This is a genomic window from Streptococcus oralis, assembly GCF_965111685.1.
In the GTDB taxonomy this organism is placed as follows: Bacteria; Bacillota; Bacilli; order Lactobacillales; family Streptococcaceae; genus Streptococcus; species Streptococcus oralis_B.
In genome coordinates this window covers 1894232-1909521 of sequence record NZ_OZ217340.1, presented here as the reverse complement: position 1 = coordinate 1909521, position 15290 = coordinate 1894232, and the positions used below count along the sequence as shown (strand labels likewise).

At 42.0% G+C, this 15290-nt stretch carries 15 protein-coding genes and 1 riboswitch; all 15 genes read left to right on the top strand.

Translation table 11 applies throughout. The features are described 5' to 3' along the window. Window positions 1-3: 3 nt before the first annotated feature. The 15 genes from ACLV7H_RS09725 to ACLV7H_RS09655 all read left to right on the top strand — a co-directional run bounded on the left by ACLV7H_RS09725 (window position 4) and on the right by ACLV7H_RS09655 (window position 15289). Complete coding sequence (locus tag ACLV7H_RS09725; protein ID WP_045592637.1) at window positions 4-921, top strand: MBL fold metallo-hydrolase; 918 nt, start codon at window positions 4-6, stop codon at window positions 919-921. A gap of 64 nt (window positions 922-985) precedes the next feature. Next, complete coding sequence (locus tag ACLV7H_RS09720) at window positions 986-1966, top strand: nitronate monooxygenase (protein ID WP_265339835.1); 981 nt, start codon at window positions 986-988, stop codon at window positions 1964-1966. Between the two features lie 244 nt (window positions 1967-2210). After that, on the top strand, window positions 2211-4115 hold the full coding sequence (locus tag ACLV7H_RS09715) for a DHH family phosphoesterase (protein ID WP_411867084.1): 1905 nt from the start codon (window positions 2211-2213) through the stop codon (window positions 4113-4115). Continuing rightward, a complete protein-coding gene (gene rplI, locus ACLV7H_RS09710; protein ID WP_045592640.1) occupies window positions 4112-4564 on the top strand; it encodes a 50S ribosomal protein L9 in 453 nt (150 codons plus the stop codon). Before ACLV7H_RS09715 ends, rplI begins: the two co-directional genes overlap by 4 nt. Window positions 4565-4607: 43 nt before the next feature. Then, window positions 4608-5960, top strand: coding sequence for a replicative DNA helicase (gene dnaB / locus ACLV7H_RS09705; RefSeq protein ID WP_000852476.1), 1353 nt, complete (start codon window positions 4608-4610; stop codon window positions 5958-5960). Window position 5961: 1 nt separating this feature from the next. Then, window positions 5962-6237 (top strand): Veg family protein, encoded by a 276-nt coding sequence (locus ACLV7H_RS09700; protein ID WP_001278166.1) that lies wholly within the window; start codon window positions 5962-5964, stop codon window positions 6235-6237. A gap of 90 nt (window positions 6238-6327) precedes the next feature. Then, window positions 6328-7449: a CHAP domain-containing protein gene (locus ACLV7H_RS09695; protein ID WP_411867042.1), complete on the top strand. Its 1122-nt coding sequence runs from the start codon at window positions 6328-6330 to the stop codon at window positions 7447-7449. Window positions 7450-7564: 115 nt separating this feature from the next. Beyond that, the gene (locus tag ACLV7H_RS09690; RefSeq protein ID WP_236682222.1) at window positions 7565-8119 is read left to right on the top strand and encodes a hypothetical protein; all 555 of its coding nucleotides are present in this window, start codon (window positions 7565-7567) and stop codon (window positions 8117-8119) included. A 9-nt stretch (window positions 8120-8128) separates the two neighbouring features. Next, a complete protein-coding gene (locus ACLV7H_RS09685) occupies window positions 8129-8890 on the top strand; it encodes an SIALI-17 repeat-containing surface protein (RefSeq protein WP_236682223.1) in 762 nt (253 codons plus the stop codon). A gap of 129 nt (window positions 8891-9019) precedes the next feature. Next, the gene (gene polA / locus ACLV7H_RS09680; RefSeq protein WP_411867041.1) at window positions 9020-11653 is read left to right on the top strand and encodes a DNA polymerase I; all 2634 of its coding nucleotides are present in this window, start codon (window positions 9020-9022) and stop codon (window positions 11651-11653) included. A gap of 103 nt (window positions 11654-11756) precedes the next feature. Continuing rightward, window positions 11757-11859, top strand: a riboswitch (TPP riboswitch). A gap of 70 nt (window positions 11860-11929) precedes the next feature. After that, window positions 11930-12220, top strand: coding sequence for an MTH1187 family thiamine-binding protein (locus tag ACLV7H_RS09675; protein ID WP_084922189.1), 291 nt, complete (start codon window positions 11930-11932; stop codon window positions 12218-12220). Beyond that, on the top strand, window positions 12183-12941 hold the full coding sequence (locus ACLV7H_RS09670; protein ID WP_411867040.1) for an ABC transporter permease: 759 nt from the start codon (window positions 12183-12185) through the stop codon (window positions 12939-12941). The genes ACLV7H_RS09675 and ACLV7H_RS09670 overlap by 38 nt, the downstream gene beginning before the upstream one ends. Window positions 12942-12976: 35 nt before the next feature. After that, complete coding sequence (locus ACLV7H_RS09665; protein WP_411867039.1) at window positions 12977-13984, top strand: ABC transporter substrate-binding protein; 1008 nt, start codon at window positions 12977-12979, stop codon at window positions 13982-13984. Continuing rightward, window positions 13984-14712: an ABC transporter ATP-binding protein gene (locus ACLV7H_RS09660; RefSeq protein ID WP_411867038.1), complete on the top strand. Its 729-nt coding sequence runs from the start codon at window positions 13984-13986 to the stop codon at window positions 14710-14712. Before ACLV7H_RS09665 ends, ACLV7H_RS09660 begins: the two co-directional genes overlap by 1 nt. A 118-nt stretch (window positions 14713-14830) precedes the next feature. Beyond that, window positions 14831-15289, top strand: a complete 459-nt coding sequence (locus tag ACLV7H_RS09655) for a CtsR family transcriptional regulator (protein ID WP_001211263.1) — start codon at window positions 14831-14833, stop codon at window positions 15287-15289. Window position 15290 lies beyond the last annotated feature (1 nt).

The following is a 15290-nucleotide window of genomic DNA, read 5'->3' as shown; positions in this document are numbered from 1 at the left end:
AGCATGGCAGAACTCACCTTACAGGAATATCAATTTCATGATATGAAACTGATATGGCTACGTGGAGCCGATAAATTGACGGATGCGGGGACTCTTTTTGGTCCGGTTCCGAAAGTTGTGTGGTCTCGTTACTACCCAACAAATGATGCTAATATGATGGCAGAATTGACGGATCCTATTTTGATTCAGTACAAGGGTAAAAATTACTTGATAGATGCAAGTTTTGATACAGCAAAATTATCCGATAAACAAAGGCGCAACTTAGGAATCTTGTCTGAAAGTCGGGTAGAAGAAAGTTTGGCTCTTTTAGGACTATCGCCTGAAGACATTGACATCGTGCTGATGACACATATGCACCACGATCATTCTGGTGGCTTGACGTATGTGAATGATCAAGGGAAGCTGGTTTCCAAGTATCCAAACGCCAAGATTATTGTGAATGATGTCGAGTGGTATGAGATGAGAAACCCTAATGATCGAACGCAGGGAACTTATCTGAGAGAAAATTGGGAACCGATTCAAGATCAGGTGACGACTTTCTCAGAGTATATCAATGTCATTCCAGAAATCCAAATGATTCACACAAGTGGTCACAGCAATGGCCACAGTATTATCTTGCTCAAACAGGGGAAAGATACGATGATCCATATGGGGGACTTGATGTTATCACATGTTCATCGAAATCCTCTCTGGGTTCCAGCAGTTGATGATTATCCTATGAAATCAATTTTAGCCAAAAAGAAGTGGTTGCGTCAGGCTTTTGAGAATCATTATAAGTTTTTCTTTTACCATGATCAATTTTTTGCGGTGGTAGAGTTTGACAAGGATGGGAAGGAATTTGTAGATTATGTTCTACGTTCTCGCCCCCCACTTATTCCTTTTACAGATCAGCAGGATCGTAAGCCAGATTTTTTAGGATAGCAGAATATGAGGAGACAAATATAACATTTTCTTGTTGACGGGGATATTGGTGTATTATGCATCCATTTGCCAACAAGAATCAACAGAAAATAAAAGGAGGACTCATATGTCAATTACAAAACTTTTACAGATTAAATATCCGATTTTCCAAGGGGCTATGGCTCAAATCTCGCACTATCAACTAGCAGCAGCTGTTTCTGAGGCTGGAGGTCTGGGAATTATCGCTTCGGGTGGTATGACCGGAGAGCAGTTGCGAGAAGAAATTCGTGAACTGAGAAAGTTGACAGATAAGCCTTTTGGTGTCAACATCATGTTGATGATGAAAAATATCAAGGATATTGTGACCGTTATCATCGAAGAAAAGGTTCCAGTGGTAACTACAGGTGCAGGAACTCCTAAGCATATCATGCCTTACTTGAAAGAAGCAGGAATCAAGGTTATTCCAGTTATTGCCAGTGTCAAGCATGCTCAAAAAATGCAAGAATTGGGAGTTGATGCTGTAATCGCTGAAGGTTCAGAAGCTGGTGGCCATATTGGAGAGACCAATACAATGGCTCTTATCCCACAAATCGTTGATGCGGTAACGATTCCAGTCATTGCTGCAGGAGGTGTGGCAGATGGTCGTGGACTTGCTGCTGCGATTGCCCTAGGTGCACAAGGAGTTCAAATGGGAACAGTTTTTCTTGCTTCAGAAGAATGTCCAATTTCTCCAGCCTATAAAGAAGCTATTTTGGCGGCAAGTGATACAGCGACTGCGGTTACAGGCCGCATTGCGGGAGCGCCAGTTCGTTGTATTCGCAATGAGATGACGGATCACTACATTGAATTAGAGCAGAAAGGTACAGACCGAGAGGAACTGGAAGAAATTACGATTGGTTCCCTATCTAAGGCTGTCTATGAAGGTGATACAGTTCATGGTTCAATGATGAGCGGACAAATTGCGGGTTTGGTGAAAAACATCAAACCATGTAAGGCTATTTTAGAATCAATTGTGAAACAGGCGCAAGAGTGCCTACAAGACATTCGACTAGAATTAGGTGAATAATGTAATCTAGGCGGAAGATTCTGCACTGATGTGGAAAAAGGAGAGCGAGGCATTTGCTCTCCTTTTTTATATATGGTTTCTTTAAGAGCATCTTGCTATAATAAAAGCAGTACTTTCTCTTTAAAGGTCGCTTTTTAAGGGCATTTGTGATATAATAATGCGCAAGAGGTTTAGAATGAAAAAAAATAATTTAACTCCGAATTCTGCGATTCTACTAGGGATCGCAACTTTCGGAACCTTAACAATGCTGATTATTTTTTCACAAAATAATGTTGTAACAATCATTGTTTTGTTTTTATTTGTACTGCTTTATCTGCTTTTATTTGTATGGCAAAAAAAACAGTATGAAAAGAGCGAAATTGAACAAATCCAATATGTGAATCACCAAGCTGAAAATAGCTTGAGTACTTTGCTAGATCAAATGCCGGTGGGAGTCCTAAAATTAGACTTATCAAGCGGAGAAGTGGAATGGTTTAATCCTTATGCTGAGCTAATTTTGACTACTGAAGAAGGCGAAATTGATGTTGAGTTAATTCAAACCATTATCAAGGCTTCTGTTGGGAATCCAGGTTCTTATGCTACCTTGGGCGAAACACGATATGCTGTCCATATTGACAAGGCTTCGGGTGTTCTGTATTTCTTTGATGTTTCTGGGGAATATGAAGCAACTATTGAATTGGTAACTAGCCGTCCAGTCATTGGGGTCATCTCAGTGGATAATTACGATGATTTGGAGGATTCGACGTCTGACTCTGATATCAGCCAAATCAATAGTTTTGTAGCTAATTTTGTTTCAGAATTTGCTAGTAAGTATGCTATGTTTTCTCGCCGTGTGGGGATGGATCGTTTTTATGTATTCACAGATTATACAGTACTCGAGGAATTGATGAATGATAAATTCTCTGTTATTGATACTTTCCGAGAAGAATCAAAACAGAGGCAACTAGCCCTAACTTTAAGTATGGGATTTTCTTATGGTGATGGAAATCATGAAGAGATAGGGAAAATTGCCTTGCTCAACTTGAACTTAGCAGAAGTTCGCGGTGGTGACCAGGTGGTGGTCAAGGAAAATAACGAAACCAAGAATCCAGTCTACTTCGGTGGAGGAACTGCTGCATCTATCAAACGTACTCGTACACGTACGAGAGCCATGATGACAGCCATTTCTGATAAGATTCGAAGTGTTGACCAAGTTTTTGTGGTCGGTCATAAAAATCTAGACATGGATGCTTTGGGCTCTGCTGTCGGTATGCAGTTGTTTGCAAGTAATATTATTGAGAACAGTTATGCGGTCTACGATGCAGACCGTATGCCAGCAGATATTGAACGTGCTATTCAGTTCTTGAAGAAGGAAGATGTCACGAAACTTTTATCTCTTACAGATGCGATGAAGCTAGTTACAAACCGTTCATTATTGATTCTGGTGGATCATTCCAAGACGGCTTTGACCTTGTCAAAAGATTTTTATGATTTGTTCACTCAAACCATTGTTATTGACCATCATAGACGTGATCAGGATTTCCCTGAGAATGCCGTTATCACTTATATTGAAAGTGGGGCAAGTAGTGCGAGTGAGCTGGTCACAGAATTGATTCAGTTCCAAAATTCTAAGAAGAATCGTTTGAGTCGTATGCAGGCCAGTGTTTTGATGGCTGGTATGATGCTGGATACCAAGAATTTTACATCTCGCGTGACGAGTCGAACCTTTGATGTGGCTAGCTATCTGAGAACACGGGGAAGTGATAGTATCGCAATCCAGGAGATTGCTGCGACAGATTTTGAAGAGTACCGTGAGGTAAATGAACTCATTTTACAAGGTCATAAGCTAGGTTCAGATATCTTGATTGCCCAAGCTAAGGACTCAATGTCTTATGACACAGTTGTTATCAGTAAAGCTGCCGATGCTATGTTAGCTATGTCTGGCATTGAAGCCAGCTTCGTTCTAGCAAAAAACACACAAGGATTTATCTCTATCTCGGCTCGAAGTCGTAGTAAAATCAATGTTCAACGCATTATGGAAGAGCTGGGAGGAGGAGGCCACTTTAATCTAGCAGCTGCGCAAATCGAGGATATGAGTTTGTCAGAAACAGGAGAAAAATTGACTCAACTAATCTTGGAAGAACTAAAGGAAAAGGAGAAAGAAGAATGAAAGTAATCTTTTTAGCAGATGTAAAAGGAAAAGGAAAAAAAGGTGAAATTAAGGAAGTGCCAACTGGCTATGCTCAAAATTTCCTGATTAAAAAGAATTTGGCCAAGGAAGCGACTGCTCAAGCAGTGGGTGAGTTGCGAGGAAAACAAAAATCAGAAGAAAAGGCTCATGCTGAAATGGTTGCTGAAGCAAAAGCCATCAAAGCTAAGCTTGAAGCAGAAGAAACGGTTGTAGAGTTTGTTGAAAAGGTTGGACCAGATGGCCGTACATTTGGCTCCATCACTAACAAGAAAATTGCAGAAGAATTGCAAAAGCAATTTGGTATCAAGATTGACAAACGCAATATTCAAGTGCAAGCACCAATTCGAGCAGTAGGTTTGATTGATGTACCAGTGAAGATCTATCAAGATGTTACAAGTGTCATCAATCTTCGTGTAAAAGAAGGTTAAGTTTACAACTTCTTGACAAGATTGTAAAAGGAAGGAAAGTCGGATGGCAGAAGTAGAGGAACTGCGAGTTCAACCTCAGGATATTTTGGCAGAACAATCTGTTCTGGGGGCTATTTTTATAGATGAGAGTAAGCTCGTTTTTGTCCGAGAATACATTGATTCTCGTGACTTCTTTAAGTATGCTCATCGGTTGATTTTCCAAGCGATGGTAGATTTGTCGGATCGTGGAGAAGCGATTGATGCGACAACAGTTCGGACGATTTTGGATAGCCAAGGAGATCTGCAAAATATTGGTGGCTTGTCTTACCTTGTTGAAATTGTCAACTCTGTACCAACTTCAGCTAATGCGGAATATTATGCTAAAATTGTAGCTGAAAAGGCTATGCTACGTCGCTTGATTTCCAAATTGACAGAGTCTGTCAACCAAGCCTATGAGGCTTCTAAGCCTGCAGATGAAATCATTGCTCAGGCTGAAAAGGGACTCATTGATGTTAGCGAAAACGCCAATCGTAGTGGGTTCAAGAACATCCGAGATATTCTAAATATCAACTTTGGAAACCTAGAAGTTCGGTCACAACAAACTACGGATATCACTGGTATTGCTACAGGCTACCGTGATTTGGACCATATGACAACAGGTCTCCACGAGGAGGAGTTGATTATCCTAGCAGCTCGTCCAGCGGTTGGTAAGACGGCCTTTGCTTTGAACATTGCGCAGAACATCGGGACCAAGTTGGACAAGACGGTAGCCATCTTTTCACTGGAAATGGGTGCGGAAAGTCTAGTAGACCGGATGCTAGCGGCCGAAGGCTTGGTGGAGTCTCATTCTATCCGTACGGGTCAATTGACTGATGAGGAGTGGCAAAAGTATACCATTGCTCAAGGGAACCTAGCCAACGCGAGTATCTATATCGATGATACACCAGGGATTCGGATCACGGAAATTCGTTCGCGCTCACGCAAACTGGCTCAAGAAACAGGCAATCTAGGCTTGATTTTGATCGACTACCTACAGCTTATCACAGGTACTGGTCGTGAGAACCGCCAACAAGAAGTCTCTGAAATTTCTCGTCAGTTGAAAATTCTAGCTAAGGAGCTAAAAGTTCCAGTCATTGCTCTTAGTCAGTTATCTCGTGGAGTGGAACAGCGTCAGGATAAGAGACCAGTCTTGTCTGATATTCGTGAATCGGGTTCTATCGAGCAGGATGCGGATATCGTAGCCTTTCTATACCGTGACGACTACTATGATCGTGCGGGTGAAGAAGAGGAAGGAATTCCAAATAACAAGGTAGAGGTTATCATCGAGAAAAACCGTAGTGGAGCTCGCGGAACGGTGGAATTGATTTTCCAAAAAGAATACAATAAATTTTCAAGTATCTCAAAGAGGGAGGCATAAAATGTCAGATGCATTTACAGATGTAGCCAAGATGAAAAAAATCAAAGAAGAGATCAAGGCGCATGAGGGACAAGTCGTTGAAATGACTTTGGAGAATGGCCGTAAGCGCCAAAAAAATCGATTGGGTAAGCTAATTGAGGTTTATCCATCTCTGTTTATCGTTGAATTTGGGGATGTTGAAGGAGATAAACAAGCCAATGTCTATGTTGAATCCTTCACCTACTCAGATATCTTGACAGAAAAGAACTTGATTCGCTATCTAGACCAAGAATCATAAAATGAAGTGAGCTTTGCTCACTTTTTTCTTTTTCTCCCGAATAGTATAAACGAGGGTAACCTCGGAAATTTATATCACTAAGGAGAATGAATGACGTTTTTTAAATCAGGAGTTAAGAAGAGTAGATATACTCAGTTGGGTGTAGGGTTGGCTACTTTGTTCGTTATGAGTACCTTTTTGTTTGATGGGGAATCGGTACAGGCTGATAGTGTAGCGCGTGGAGATGACTATCCGCTTCACTACAAAAATGGTAGTGTTGAAATCGATCAATGGCGGATGTATTCTCGCCAGTGTACCTCTTTTGCAGCCTTTCGTTTGAGTAGTGTAAATGGCTTTGAGATTCCTCCTGCCTACGGAAATGCGAATGAATGGGGACATCGCGCAAGGCGAGAAGGCTACCGTGTGGATACTAAGCCAGAAGTTGGGGCTATTGCTTGGTCGACAGAAGGTTATTATGGGCACGTGGCCTGGGTATCAAATGTATCAGGTGATACGATTGAGATCGAAGAGTATAATTATGGGGTTCGAGAAAAGTATAACCGTCGAAAAGTCAAGGCTAGTTCGATGACAGGTTTTATTCATTTCAGGGATTTATCTGCTAGCCATAGTGCGGGTGAGAATGCTCTTAGCTCAGAGCTTCCGTCTAGTGGGACAATAGTGTTCACGGGGAAATCGCCTATTATGGACCAACCGTCAAGCACAGGACAGGTTATTGACTACTATTACGCTGGTGAGAGTGTGAGTTATGATCAAGTTCTTGAAAAGGATGGTTATAAGTGGCTCGGTTATCTATCCTACAGTGGTTCTAGAAGATATGTGCAGTATGCAGAGTTAAGCAATACAGAAAAAGGCTGGAAAAAAGAAGGAGGGAGTTGGTATTACCGAGAGAATGGTAAGCTAGTGACAGGATGGAAAAAAGTTAACGGCAATTGGTATCATTTAAAAGAAAATGGGGCCATGTCAACTGGCTGGATTAAGGATGGCTCTTACTGGTATTACCTAAAGGCTTCGGGTGAGATGCAGACGGGATGGCTTAAAGACAAGGGAACTTGGTATTACTTAGAGGAATCTGGTCGGATGAAAGCTAGTCAATGGTTCCAAGTCTCGAGTCAACATTACTATGTTGATGCTTCGGGAGCCTTAGCTGTTAATACGATTATTGATGGCTACAGACTCGACAGTGATGGGGTAAGAATAGGAAGTATTTCTTAAACATCATACAGGCTTTCTTCTTGTTTATAAAATTTTAAAATTGATGTCGGATTAGTTGACGTTCTTTAGATATTGTAACATAATAACATCAAAAACTAAAAAAGGGCATCATCTAATGGACAAGAAGAAAGTTATTTTAACAAGTTTAGCAAGTGCAGCTGTATTGGGTGCTAGTGTACTCGTTTCGCAGTCTTCAGTAGTTAAGGCAGCTAAGGAAGAGATTGGTAAAGAAGATCTCTTGAAGGTTATCGCAGATGAGGAGCTGGAGATTGGTGATGTTATTGTAGACTGGCCAGCAGATACGAGCGAGCACAAAACGGTAGCTGAACCTGTATCAGAATTCACAGATGAAGACCAAGCTAAGTTAGACGAAGCTGATAAAGAGGCTCAGGTTGATGCAGCTAAAGTTCTCTCAGATTTAATCGCTACCCTAGAAAAAATCGAAAAATCAACCATTGACGACATCAACAAAGATGCCACTATCACTGATAAGGAAGCAGCAGAAGAAGCTAAGAAAGAAGAAGAGGCTAAACTCGCTGCAGCGGACAAGGAAGCGGCGGAAGAAAATAGTAATGCGAAAAAACTTGAGCTAAGTAAATTAGAAGAGCAAGTTGCTAAGATTAAAGTGCAATTATCAAGTTTACAAGTTTCTGGTGACAAGAATAGTTAAGTAAAAGACTTGCAACAAGCTGTAGTAGACTATGAGGATGCTATTAAGGCTCTAAGTAGTGTCATGTCAGCTGTTCTTGAAATTGAAGACTTTAAAGGAGGGGTGAACGCAGTAGAAGCTGCAACTGCAGAGTTGTCAGAATACAACAAAGGTGTAAATGCGGTAGAAGCTGCTGTCAATGAACTCCCAGCCTATGGCGAAAGTGGCGCTCCGGTCGTAGCGAACGTTCCAGCTTACGGAGAAAGCGGAACACCAATAGTAAACAACACTCTGCCTTATGGCGAAAGTGGTGCTCCAGCCGTAGCAAATGTTCCAGTTTACGGAGAAAGTGGTGCTCCGGCAGTGGCTACTATTCCAGCCTATGCAGAAAGCGGTGCTCCAGCAGTAGCGAATGTCCCAGCTTACGGAGAAAGTGGTACACCAATAGTAAACAATGCTCTGCCTTATGCAGAAAGCGGCGCCCCAGCTCTAGTAAATGTTCCAGTTTATGCAGAAAGTGGTGCTCCGGCAGTGGCTACTATTCCAGCCTATGCTGAAAAGATTGAACCTGCAGTATATGAAGTTCCAGAATACACTGACAGTGTAGCTCCTTTGGCTACAAATCCGACTCTTGGAACTGAACAAGATCGCACCTACAAAGCGCCTGCAGCAACAGATGAGCAACTCCTTCCAAATACTGGAAGCCAAGATGCTTCAGCAGTTGCATCGCTAGGATTTATTGGTCTCCTTCTTGGTTTGCTACCATTTGCAAAGAGAAAATTGAACAAATAAATCGCATGAAATCAATACAAGAAAAGGATTTGAATAGTCCTTTTCTTTTTTATGGTGAAATAGGGATAAGTCCAAGTTTTTCAGCTCTTTCCGATGGTATTTTTCCTTGCTTTCCTTTATAATGGGTGTATGGACAAGAAAAAATTATTATTAATTGATGGATCTTCTGTTGCTTTTCGAGCTTTTTTTGCGCTCTATCAGCAGTTGGATCGTTTTAAAAATGCTAATGGCCTTCATACCAATGCAATCTATGGCTTTCAACTCATGTTGAATCATGTCTTAGAGCGGGTTGAGCCCAGTCATGTTTTGGTAGCCTTTGATGCAGGTAAGACGACTTTCCGAACAGAGATGTATGCAGACTACAAGGGGGGCCGTGCTAAAACTCCAGATGAGTTTCGTGAGCAATTTCCCTTCATTCGTGAGTTGTTAGACCATCTTGGGATTCGTCATTATGAGTTGGCCCATTATGAAGCGGATGATATCATCGGGACCCTAGGCCGTTTGGCTGAGAAGGATTCCTTTGATGTAACAATCGTTAGCGGAGACAAGGACTTGATCCAGTTGACGGATGAGAATACGGTGGTCGAGATTTCCAAGAAAGGTGTGGCTGAGTTTGAGGCCTATACACCAGATTACCTCATGGAAAAAATGGGCCTCACACCAGCTCAGTTCATTGATCTTAAGGCTCTTATGGGGGATAAGTCTGATAATATCCCTGGTGTCACGAAAATCGGTGAAAAGACGGGCATCAAGCTCTTGCTAGAACACAGTTCGCTAGAGGGTATTTATGAAAATATCGATGGCATGAAGGCTTCTAAGATGAAGGAAAATCTCATCAATGACAAGGAACAAGCCTTTTTGTCTAAAACCTTGGCGACCATTGAGACTCAGGCACCAATTGAGATTGGCCTAGATGATTTGGTCTATAATGGCCCAGATGTGGAAAATCTCGGGAAATTCTACGATGAGATGGGCTTCAAACAGCTCAAACAAGCTCTAAATGTTTCGTCAACGGATGCGCCTGAGAGCTTGAATTTCACTATCGTTGACCACGTCAGTCAAGACATGCTGAGTGCCGACTCTATCTTTCACTTTGAACTCTTTGGTGAAAATTACCATACGGATGATTTGGTTGGTTTTGCTTGGTCTTGTGGGGATAAACTTTACGCTACAGATAAACTTGAGCTCTTGCAGGAGCCGATTTTCAAGAATTTTCTAGAAAAAACACCTCTGAAAGTGTATGACTTTAAGAAAGCTAAGGTTCTTTTAAATCGCTTGGGCTTGAACCTGCAGGCCCCTTCTTTTGACAGTCGCTTGGCCAAATACCTTCTCTCTACTGTCGAGAATAATGAAATTTCAACCATTTCGAGTCTTTATGGTCAGACTTACATAGTCGATGATGAGACCTTTTACGGCAAGGGGGTCAAGAAGGCACTTCCTGAACGGGAAAAATTCTTGGAACACCTAGCTCGCAAGGTTGCTGTATTGGTTGAAACCGAACCTGTTTTACTTGAAAAGCTCAGTGAACATGGACAGTTAAACCTTCTCTATGACATGGAGCAACCTCTGGCCTTTGTCCTTGCCAAGATGGAAATCGCTGGAATTACAGTCAAGAAAGAGACCTTGCTTGAGATGCAGGCTGAAAATGAGCTTGTCATTGAAAAGCTAACTCAGGAGATTTATGAGCTAGCTGGTGAGGAGTTTAATATCAACTCGCCTAAGCAGTTGGGCGCGCTTCTCTTTGAAAAGATCGGTCTTCCTCTAGAATACACCAAGAAAACCAAGACAGGTTACTCGACAGCTGTGGATGTGCTAGAGCGCTTAGCTCCTATTGCTCCGATTGTTAAAAAAATTCTAGACTACCGTCAGATTGCTAAGATTCAATCTACCTATGTGATTGGCTTGCAGGACTGGATTTTGGATGATGGCAAGATTCACACGCGCTATGTGCAGGATTTGACTCAGACAGGGCGTCTGTCTAGTGTGGATCCAAACTTGCAAAATATCCCTGTGCGTTTGGAACAAGGCCGCCTCATTCGTAAGGCTTTTGTGCCAGAGTGGGAGGATAGTGTTCTACTCAGTTCGGACTATTCACAGATTGAGTTGCGCGTTTTGGCGCATATTTCTAAGGATGAGCACTTAATCAAGGCCTTTCAAGAGGGAGCTGATATCCATACCTCGACAGCCATGCGTGTCTTTGGAATTGAACGTCCTGAGGATGTGACACCAAACGACCGTCGCAATGCCAAGGCGGTTAATTTCGGAGTGGTTTACGGGATTTCAGATTTTGGCTTGGCAAACAATCTTGGTATTAGTCGTAAGAAGGCCAAAGCCTACATTGATACCTATTTTGAACGTTTCCCTGGAATCAAAAACTATATGGAAGAAGTGGTACGTGAGGCGCGTGATAAGGGATATGTAGAGACCCTTTTCAAGCGTCGTCGCGAGTTGCCAGATATCAATTCGCGCAACTTTAACATTCGTGGTTTTGCGGAGCGGACAGCCATTAACTCCCCTATCCAGGGATCGGCAGCAGATATTCTCAAAATTGCTATGATTCAGCTAGACAAAGCTCTAGTTGAGGGTGGTTATCAGACCAAGATGCTCTTGCAAGTGCATGATGAAATCGTCCTTGAAGTTCCGAAATCAGAACTAGCAGCCGTCAAAGTACTGGTAAAACAAACCATGGAAGAAGCCATCCAGCTCAGTGTTCCCCTTATCGCAGATGAAAATGAAGGGGCAACCTGGTACGAGGCTAAATAAGAAAGCTAAGATAGAGTTTGAAGCATTTGCCTTCAAACTCTTTTTCATAGTTTTCTGTAAGCAGTTTCCTTGACTTTTTCTTGTATTTGCGTTACTATATGTCCATACAAGATATGGGAGTCTGTGTACAGTCTGAGAGGAAGTGTTAAACTTCGACCGCACCTGATCTGGGTAATGCCAGCGTAGGGAACGATACTTAGCCGAATTCTGCACCTTTTCCATATATGGGAAAGGTTTTCTTTTTGTCAAAGGGAAACCTGAGAAAAGGAGGTTTTTATGAAAGCAAGCATTGCCTTGCAAGTCTTGCCCCTATCACAGGGGATTGATCGAATTGCTATTATCGATCAAGTGATTGCTTATCTGCAAGCTCAGTCTGTGACCATGGTGGTGACACCATTTGAAACGGTCTTAGAAGGGGAGTTGGATGAGCTCATGCGCATTCTCAAAGAAGCTCTTGAAGTGGCAGGGCAGGAGGCAGATAATGTCTTTGCCAATGTCAAAATAAATATAGGAGAGATTTTAAGTATTGATGACAAACTTGAAAAGTATACTGAGACGACACATTAGTCTATTGGGTTTTCTAGGAGTCTTGTCAATCTGGCAGTTAGCAGGAATATTCAAACTTTTACCCAAGTTTATCCTACCAACTCCCTTTGAAATTCTCCAGGCCTTTGTTCGTGACAGAGAATTTCTCTGGCACCATAGCTGGGCGACCTTGAGAGTGGCTTTACTCGGACTAGTCTTAGGAGTCTTGATTGCCTGTCTCATGGCGGTGCTTATGGATAGTATGACTTGGCTCAATGACTTGATTTACCCTATGATGGTGGTTATCCAGACCATTCCGACCATTGCCATAGCGCCTATCTTGGTCTTGTGGCTAGGCTATGGGATATTGCCCAAGATTGTCTTGATTATCCTGACGACAACCTTCCCTATCATTGTTAGTATCTTGGACGGTTTTAGGCATTGTGACAAGGATATGCTGACTTTGTTTAGTCTGATGCGAGCAAACCCTTGGCAAATCCTGTGGCATTTTAAAATCCCTGTCAGTCTGCCTTACTTTTATGCAGGTCTGAGGGTCAGTGTCTCCTATGCTTTTATCACAACAGTGGTATCTGAGTGGTTGGGAGGCTTTGAAGGACTAGGTGTCTACATGATTCAGTCCAAGAAACTGTTTCAGTATGATACCATGTTTGCCATTATTATTCTGGTGTCGATTATCAGTCTTCTAGGGATGAAGCTGGTCGATATCAGTGAAAAATATGTGATTAAATGGAAACGTACTTAAAAGAAGCGTTTTTGAAAAAGAAAAGAGGAAATAAAATGAAAAAGACATGGAAAGTGTTTTTAACGATTGTAACAGCATTTGTAGTTGTATTGCTTGTGGCTTGTGGCCAAGGAATTGCTTCTAAGGACAACAAAGAAGCAGAAGTTAAGAAGATTGACTTTATCCTAGACTGGACACCAAATACCAACCACACAGGACTGTATGTTGCCAAGGAAAAAGGTTATTTCAAAGAAGCTGGAGTGGATGTTGATTTGAAATTGCCACCTGAAGAAAGCTCGTCTGACTTGGTGATCAATGGCAAGGCACCATTTGCTATCTATTTCCAAGACTACATGGCTAAGAAATTGGAAAAAGGTGCAGGAATCACTGCTGTTGCCGCTATCGTTGAGCATAATACATCAGGAATCATCTCACGTAAATCTGACAATGTGAACAGTCCAAAAGACTTGGTTGGGAAGAAATACGGAACTTGGAATGACCCGACTGAGCTTGCTATGTTGAAAACCTTGGTAGAATCTCAAGGAGGAGACTTTGAGAAGGTCGAAAAAGTACCGAACAACGACTCAAACTCGATTACACCGATTGCCAATGGTGTCTTTGATACTGCTTGGATCTACTACGGTTGGGATGGAATCCTTGCTAAATCGCAAGGTGTTGATGCTAACTTCATGTATTTGAAAGACTATGTGAAAGAGTTTGACTACTACTCACCAGTTATCATCGCAAACAACGACTATTTGAAAGACAATAAAGAAGAAGCTCGTAAAGTCATCCAAGCCATCAAAAAAGGCTACCAATATGCCATGGAACACCCAGAAGAAGCGGCTGATATCCTGATCAAGAATGCCCCAGAACTCAAGGAAAAACGTGATTTCGTCATCGAATCTCAAAAATACTTGTCAAAAGAGTATGCTAGCAACAAGGAAAAATGGGGACAATTTGATGCTGATCGCTGGAATGCCTTCTACAAATGGGATAAAGAAAATGGTATCCTCAAGGAAGACTTGACTGATAAAGGATTCACTAACGAATTTGTAAAATAATGACAGAAATTAGACTAGAACATGTAAGCTATGCCTACGACAATGAAAAGATTTTAGAGGACATTAACCTACAAGTGACTTCAGGTGAAGTGGTTTCTATCCTAGGTCCAAGTGGTGTTGGAAAGACTACTCTCTTTAATCTAATCGCAGGGATTTTAGAAGTCCAGTCAGGAAAAATTGTCCTTGATGGAGAGGAGAATCTCAAGGGGCGCGTGAGTTATATGCTACAAAAGGATTTACTCTTGGAGCATAAGACAGTCCTTGGCAATATTATCCTGCCCCTCTTGATTCAAAAGGTTGATAAGGCAGAAGCCATTGCTAGCGCGGATGAAATCCTTGCGACCTTCCAGTTGACAGCCGTAAGGGACAAGTATCCTCATGAACTCAGTGGTGGGATGCGGCAACGTGTGGCCTTGCTCCGTACCTACCTTTTCGGACACAAGCTCTTTCTCTTGGATGAGGCTTTCAGCGCCTTGGATGAAATGACCAAGATGGAGCTCCATGCTTGGTATCTGGAGATTCACAAACAGTTGCAACTGACAACCTTGATTATTACCCACAGTATCGAAGAGGCCCTCAATCTCAGTGACCGCATCTATATCTTGAAAAATCGTCCTGGGCAGATTGTCTCAGAAATTAAACTAGAGTGGTCTGAAGGTGAGGACAAGGAAGTCCAAAAAATTGCTTTTAAACTCCAGATTTTAGCGGAATTGGGCTTAGATAAGTAGAAAAATAGGGAGTTGGTGAAGATTATCCTTTACCAGCGCCCTTTTTCTTTTAAAAATGAGAAAATTTCGGTATAATAGTCAAAGATAGTCAAGGTTCAAAGAAGGAGTTTGATTTACTATGAGATTTAAAAATACATCAGATCATATCGAAGCCTATATCAAGGCGATTTTAGACCAGTCTGGTATCGTGGAATTGCAGCGGAGCCAGTTAGCAGATACCTTTCAGGTTGTACCGAGTCAGATCAACTATGTCATCAAGACACGCTTTACGGAAAGTAGAGGTTACTTAGTTGAGAGTAAACGAGGTGGTGGAGGCTACATTCGCATAGGTAGGATTGAATTTTCCAGTCATCACGAGATGCTCCGCGATTTGCTTTATTCGATTGGTGAGCGAGTTAGTCAGGAGATTTATGAGGATATTCTCCAGCTTTTGGTGGAGCAGGACTTGATGACCAAGCAGGAGATGACCTTGCTGACTTCAGTAGCAACAGATCGTGTCCTAGGGGAAGAATCCTCAGTTGTCCGTGCCAATATGCTCCGACAGCTATTACAAGAGGTAGATAGAAAAGAGAAGTAAG

Bases quoted from the DNA above. Each gene is read 5' to 3' on its own strand.
- ACLV7H_RS09725 (WP_045592637.1), top strand. From the start codon at position 4: ATGGCAGAACTCACCTTACAGGAATATCAATTTCATGATATGAAACTG.
- ACLV7H_RS09715 (WP_411867084.1), top strand. From the start codon at position 2,211: ATGCTGATTATTTTTTCACAAAATAATGTTGTAACAATCATTGTTTTG.
- rplI (WP_045592640.1), top strand. From the start codon at position 4,112: ATGAAAGTAATCTTTTTAGCAGATGTAAAAGGAAAAGGAAAAAAAGGT.
- dnaB (WP_000852476.1), top strand. From the start codon at position 4,608: ATGGCAGAAGTAGAGGAACTGCGAGTTCAACCTCAGGATATTTTGGCA.
- ACLV7H_RS09700 (WP_001278166.1), top strand. From the start codon at position 5,962: ATGTCAGATGCATTTACAGATGTAGCCAAGATGAAAAAAATCAAAGAA.
- ACLV7H_RS09695 (WP_411867042.1), top strand. From the start codon at position 6,328: ATGACGTTTTTTAAATCAGGAGTTAAGAAGAGTAGATATACTCAGTTG.
- ACLV7H_RS09690 (WP_236682222.1), top strand. From the start codon at position 7,565: ATGGACAAGAAGAAAGTTATTTTAACAAGTTTAGCAAGTGCAGCTGTA.
- polA (WP_411867041.1), top strand. From the start codon at position 9,020: ATGGACAAGAAAAAATTATTATTAATTGATGGATCTTCTGTTGCTTTT.
- ACLV7H_RS09675 (WP_084922189.1), top strand. From the start codon at position 11,930: ATGAAAGCAAGCATTGCCTTGCAAGTCTTGCCCCTATCACAGGGGATT.
- ACLV7H_RS09670 (WP_411867040.1), top strand. From the start codon at position 12,183: ATGACAAACTTGAAAAGTATACTGAGACGACACATTAGTCTATTGGGT.
- ACLV7H_RS09665 (WP_411867039.1), top strand. From the start codon at position 12,977: ATGAAAAAGACATGGAAAGTGTTTTTAACGATTGTAACAGCATTTGTA.
- ACLV7H_RS09660 (WP_411867038.1), top strand. From the start codon at position 13,984: ATGACAGAAATTAGACTAGAACATGTAAGCTATGCCTACGACAATGAA.
- ACLV7H_RS09655 (WP_001211263.1), top strand. From the start codon at position 14,831: ATGAGATTTAAAAATACATCAGATCATATCGAAGCCTATATCAAGGCG.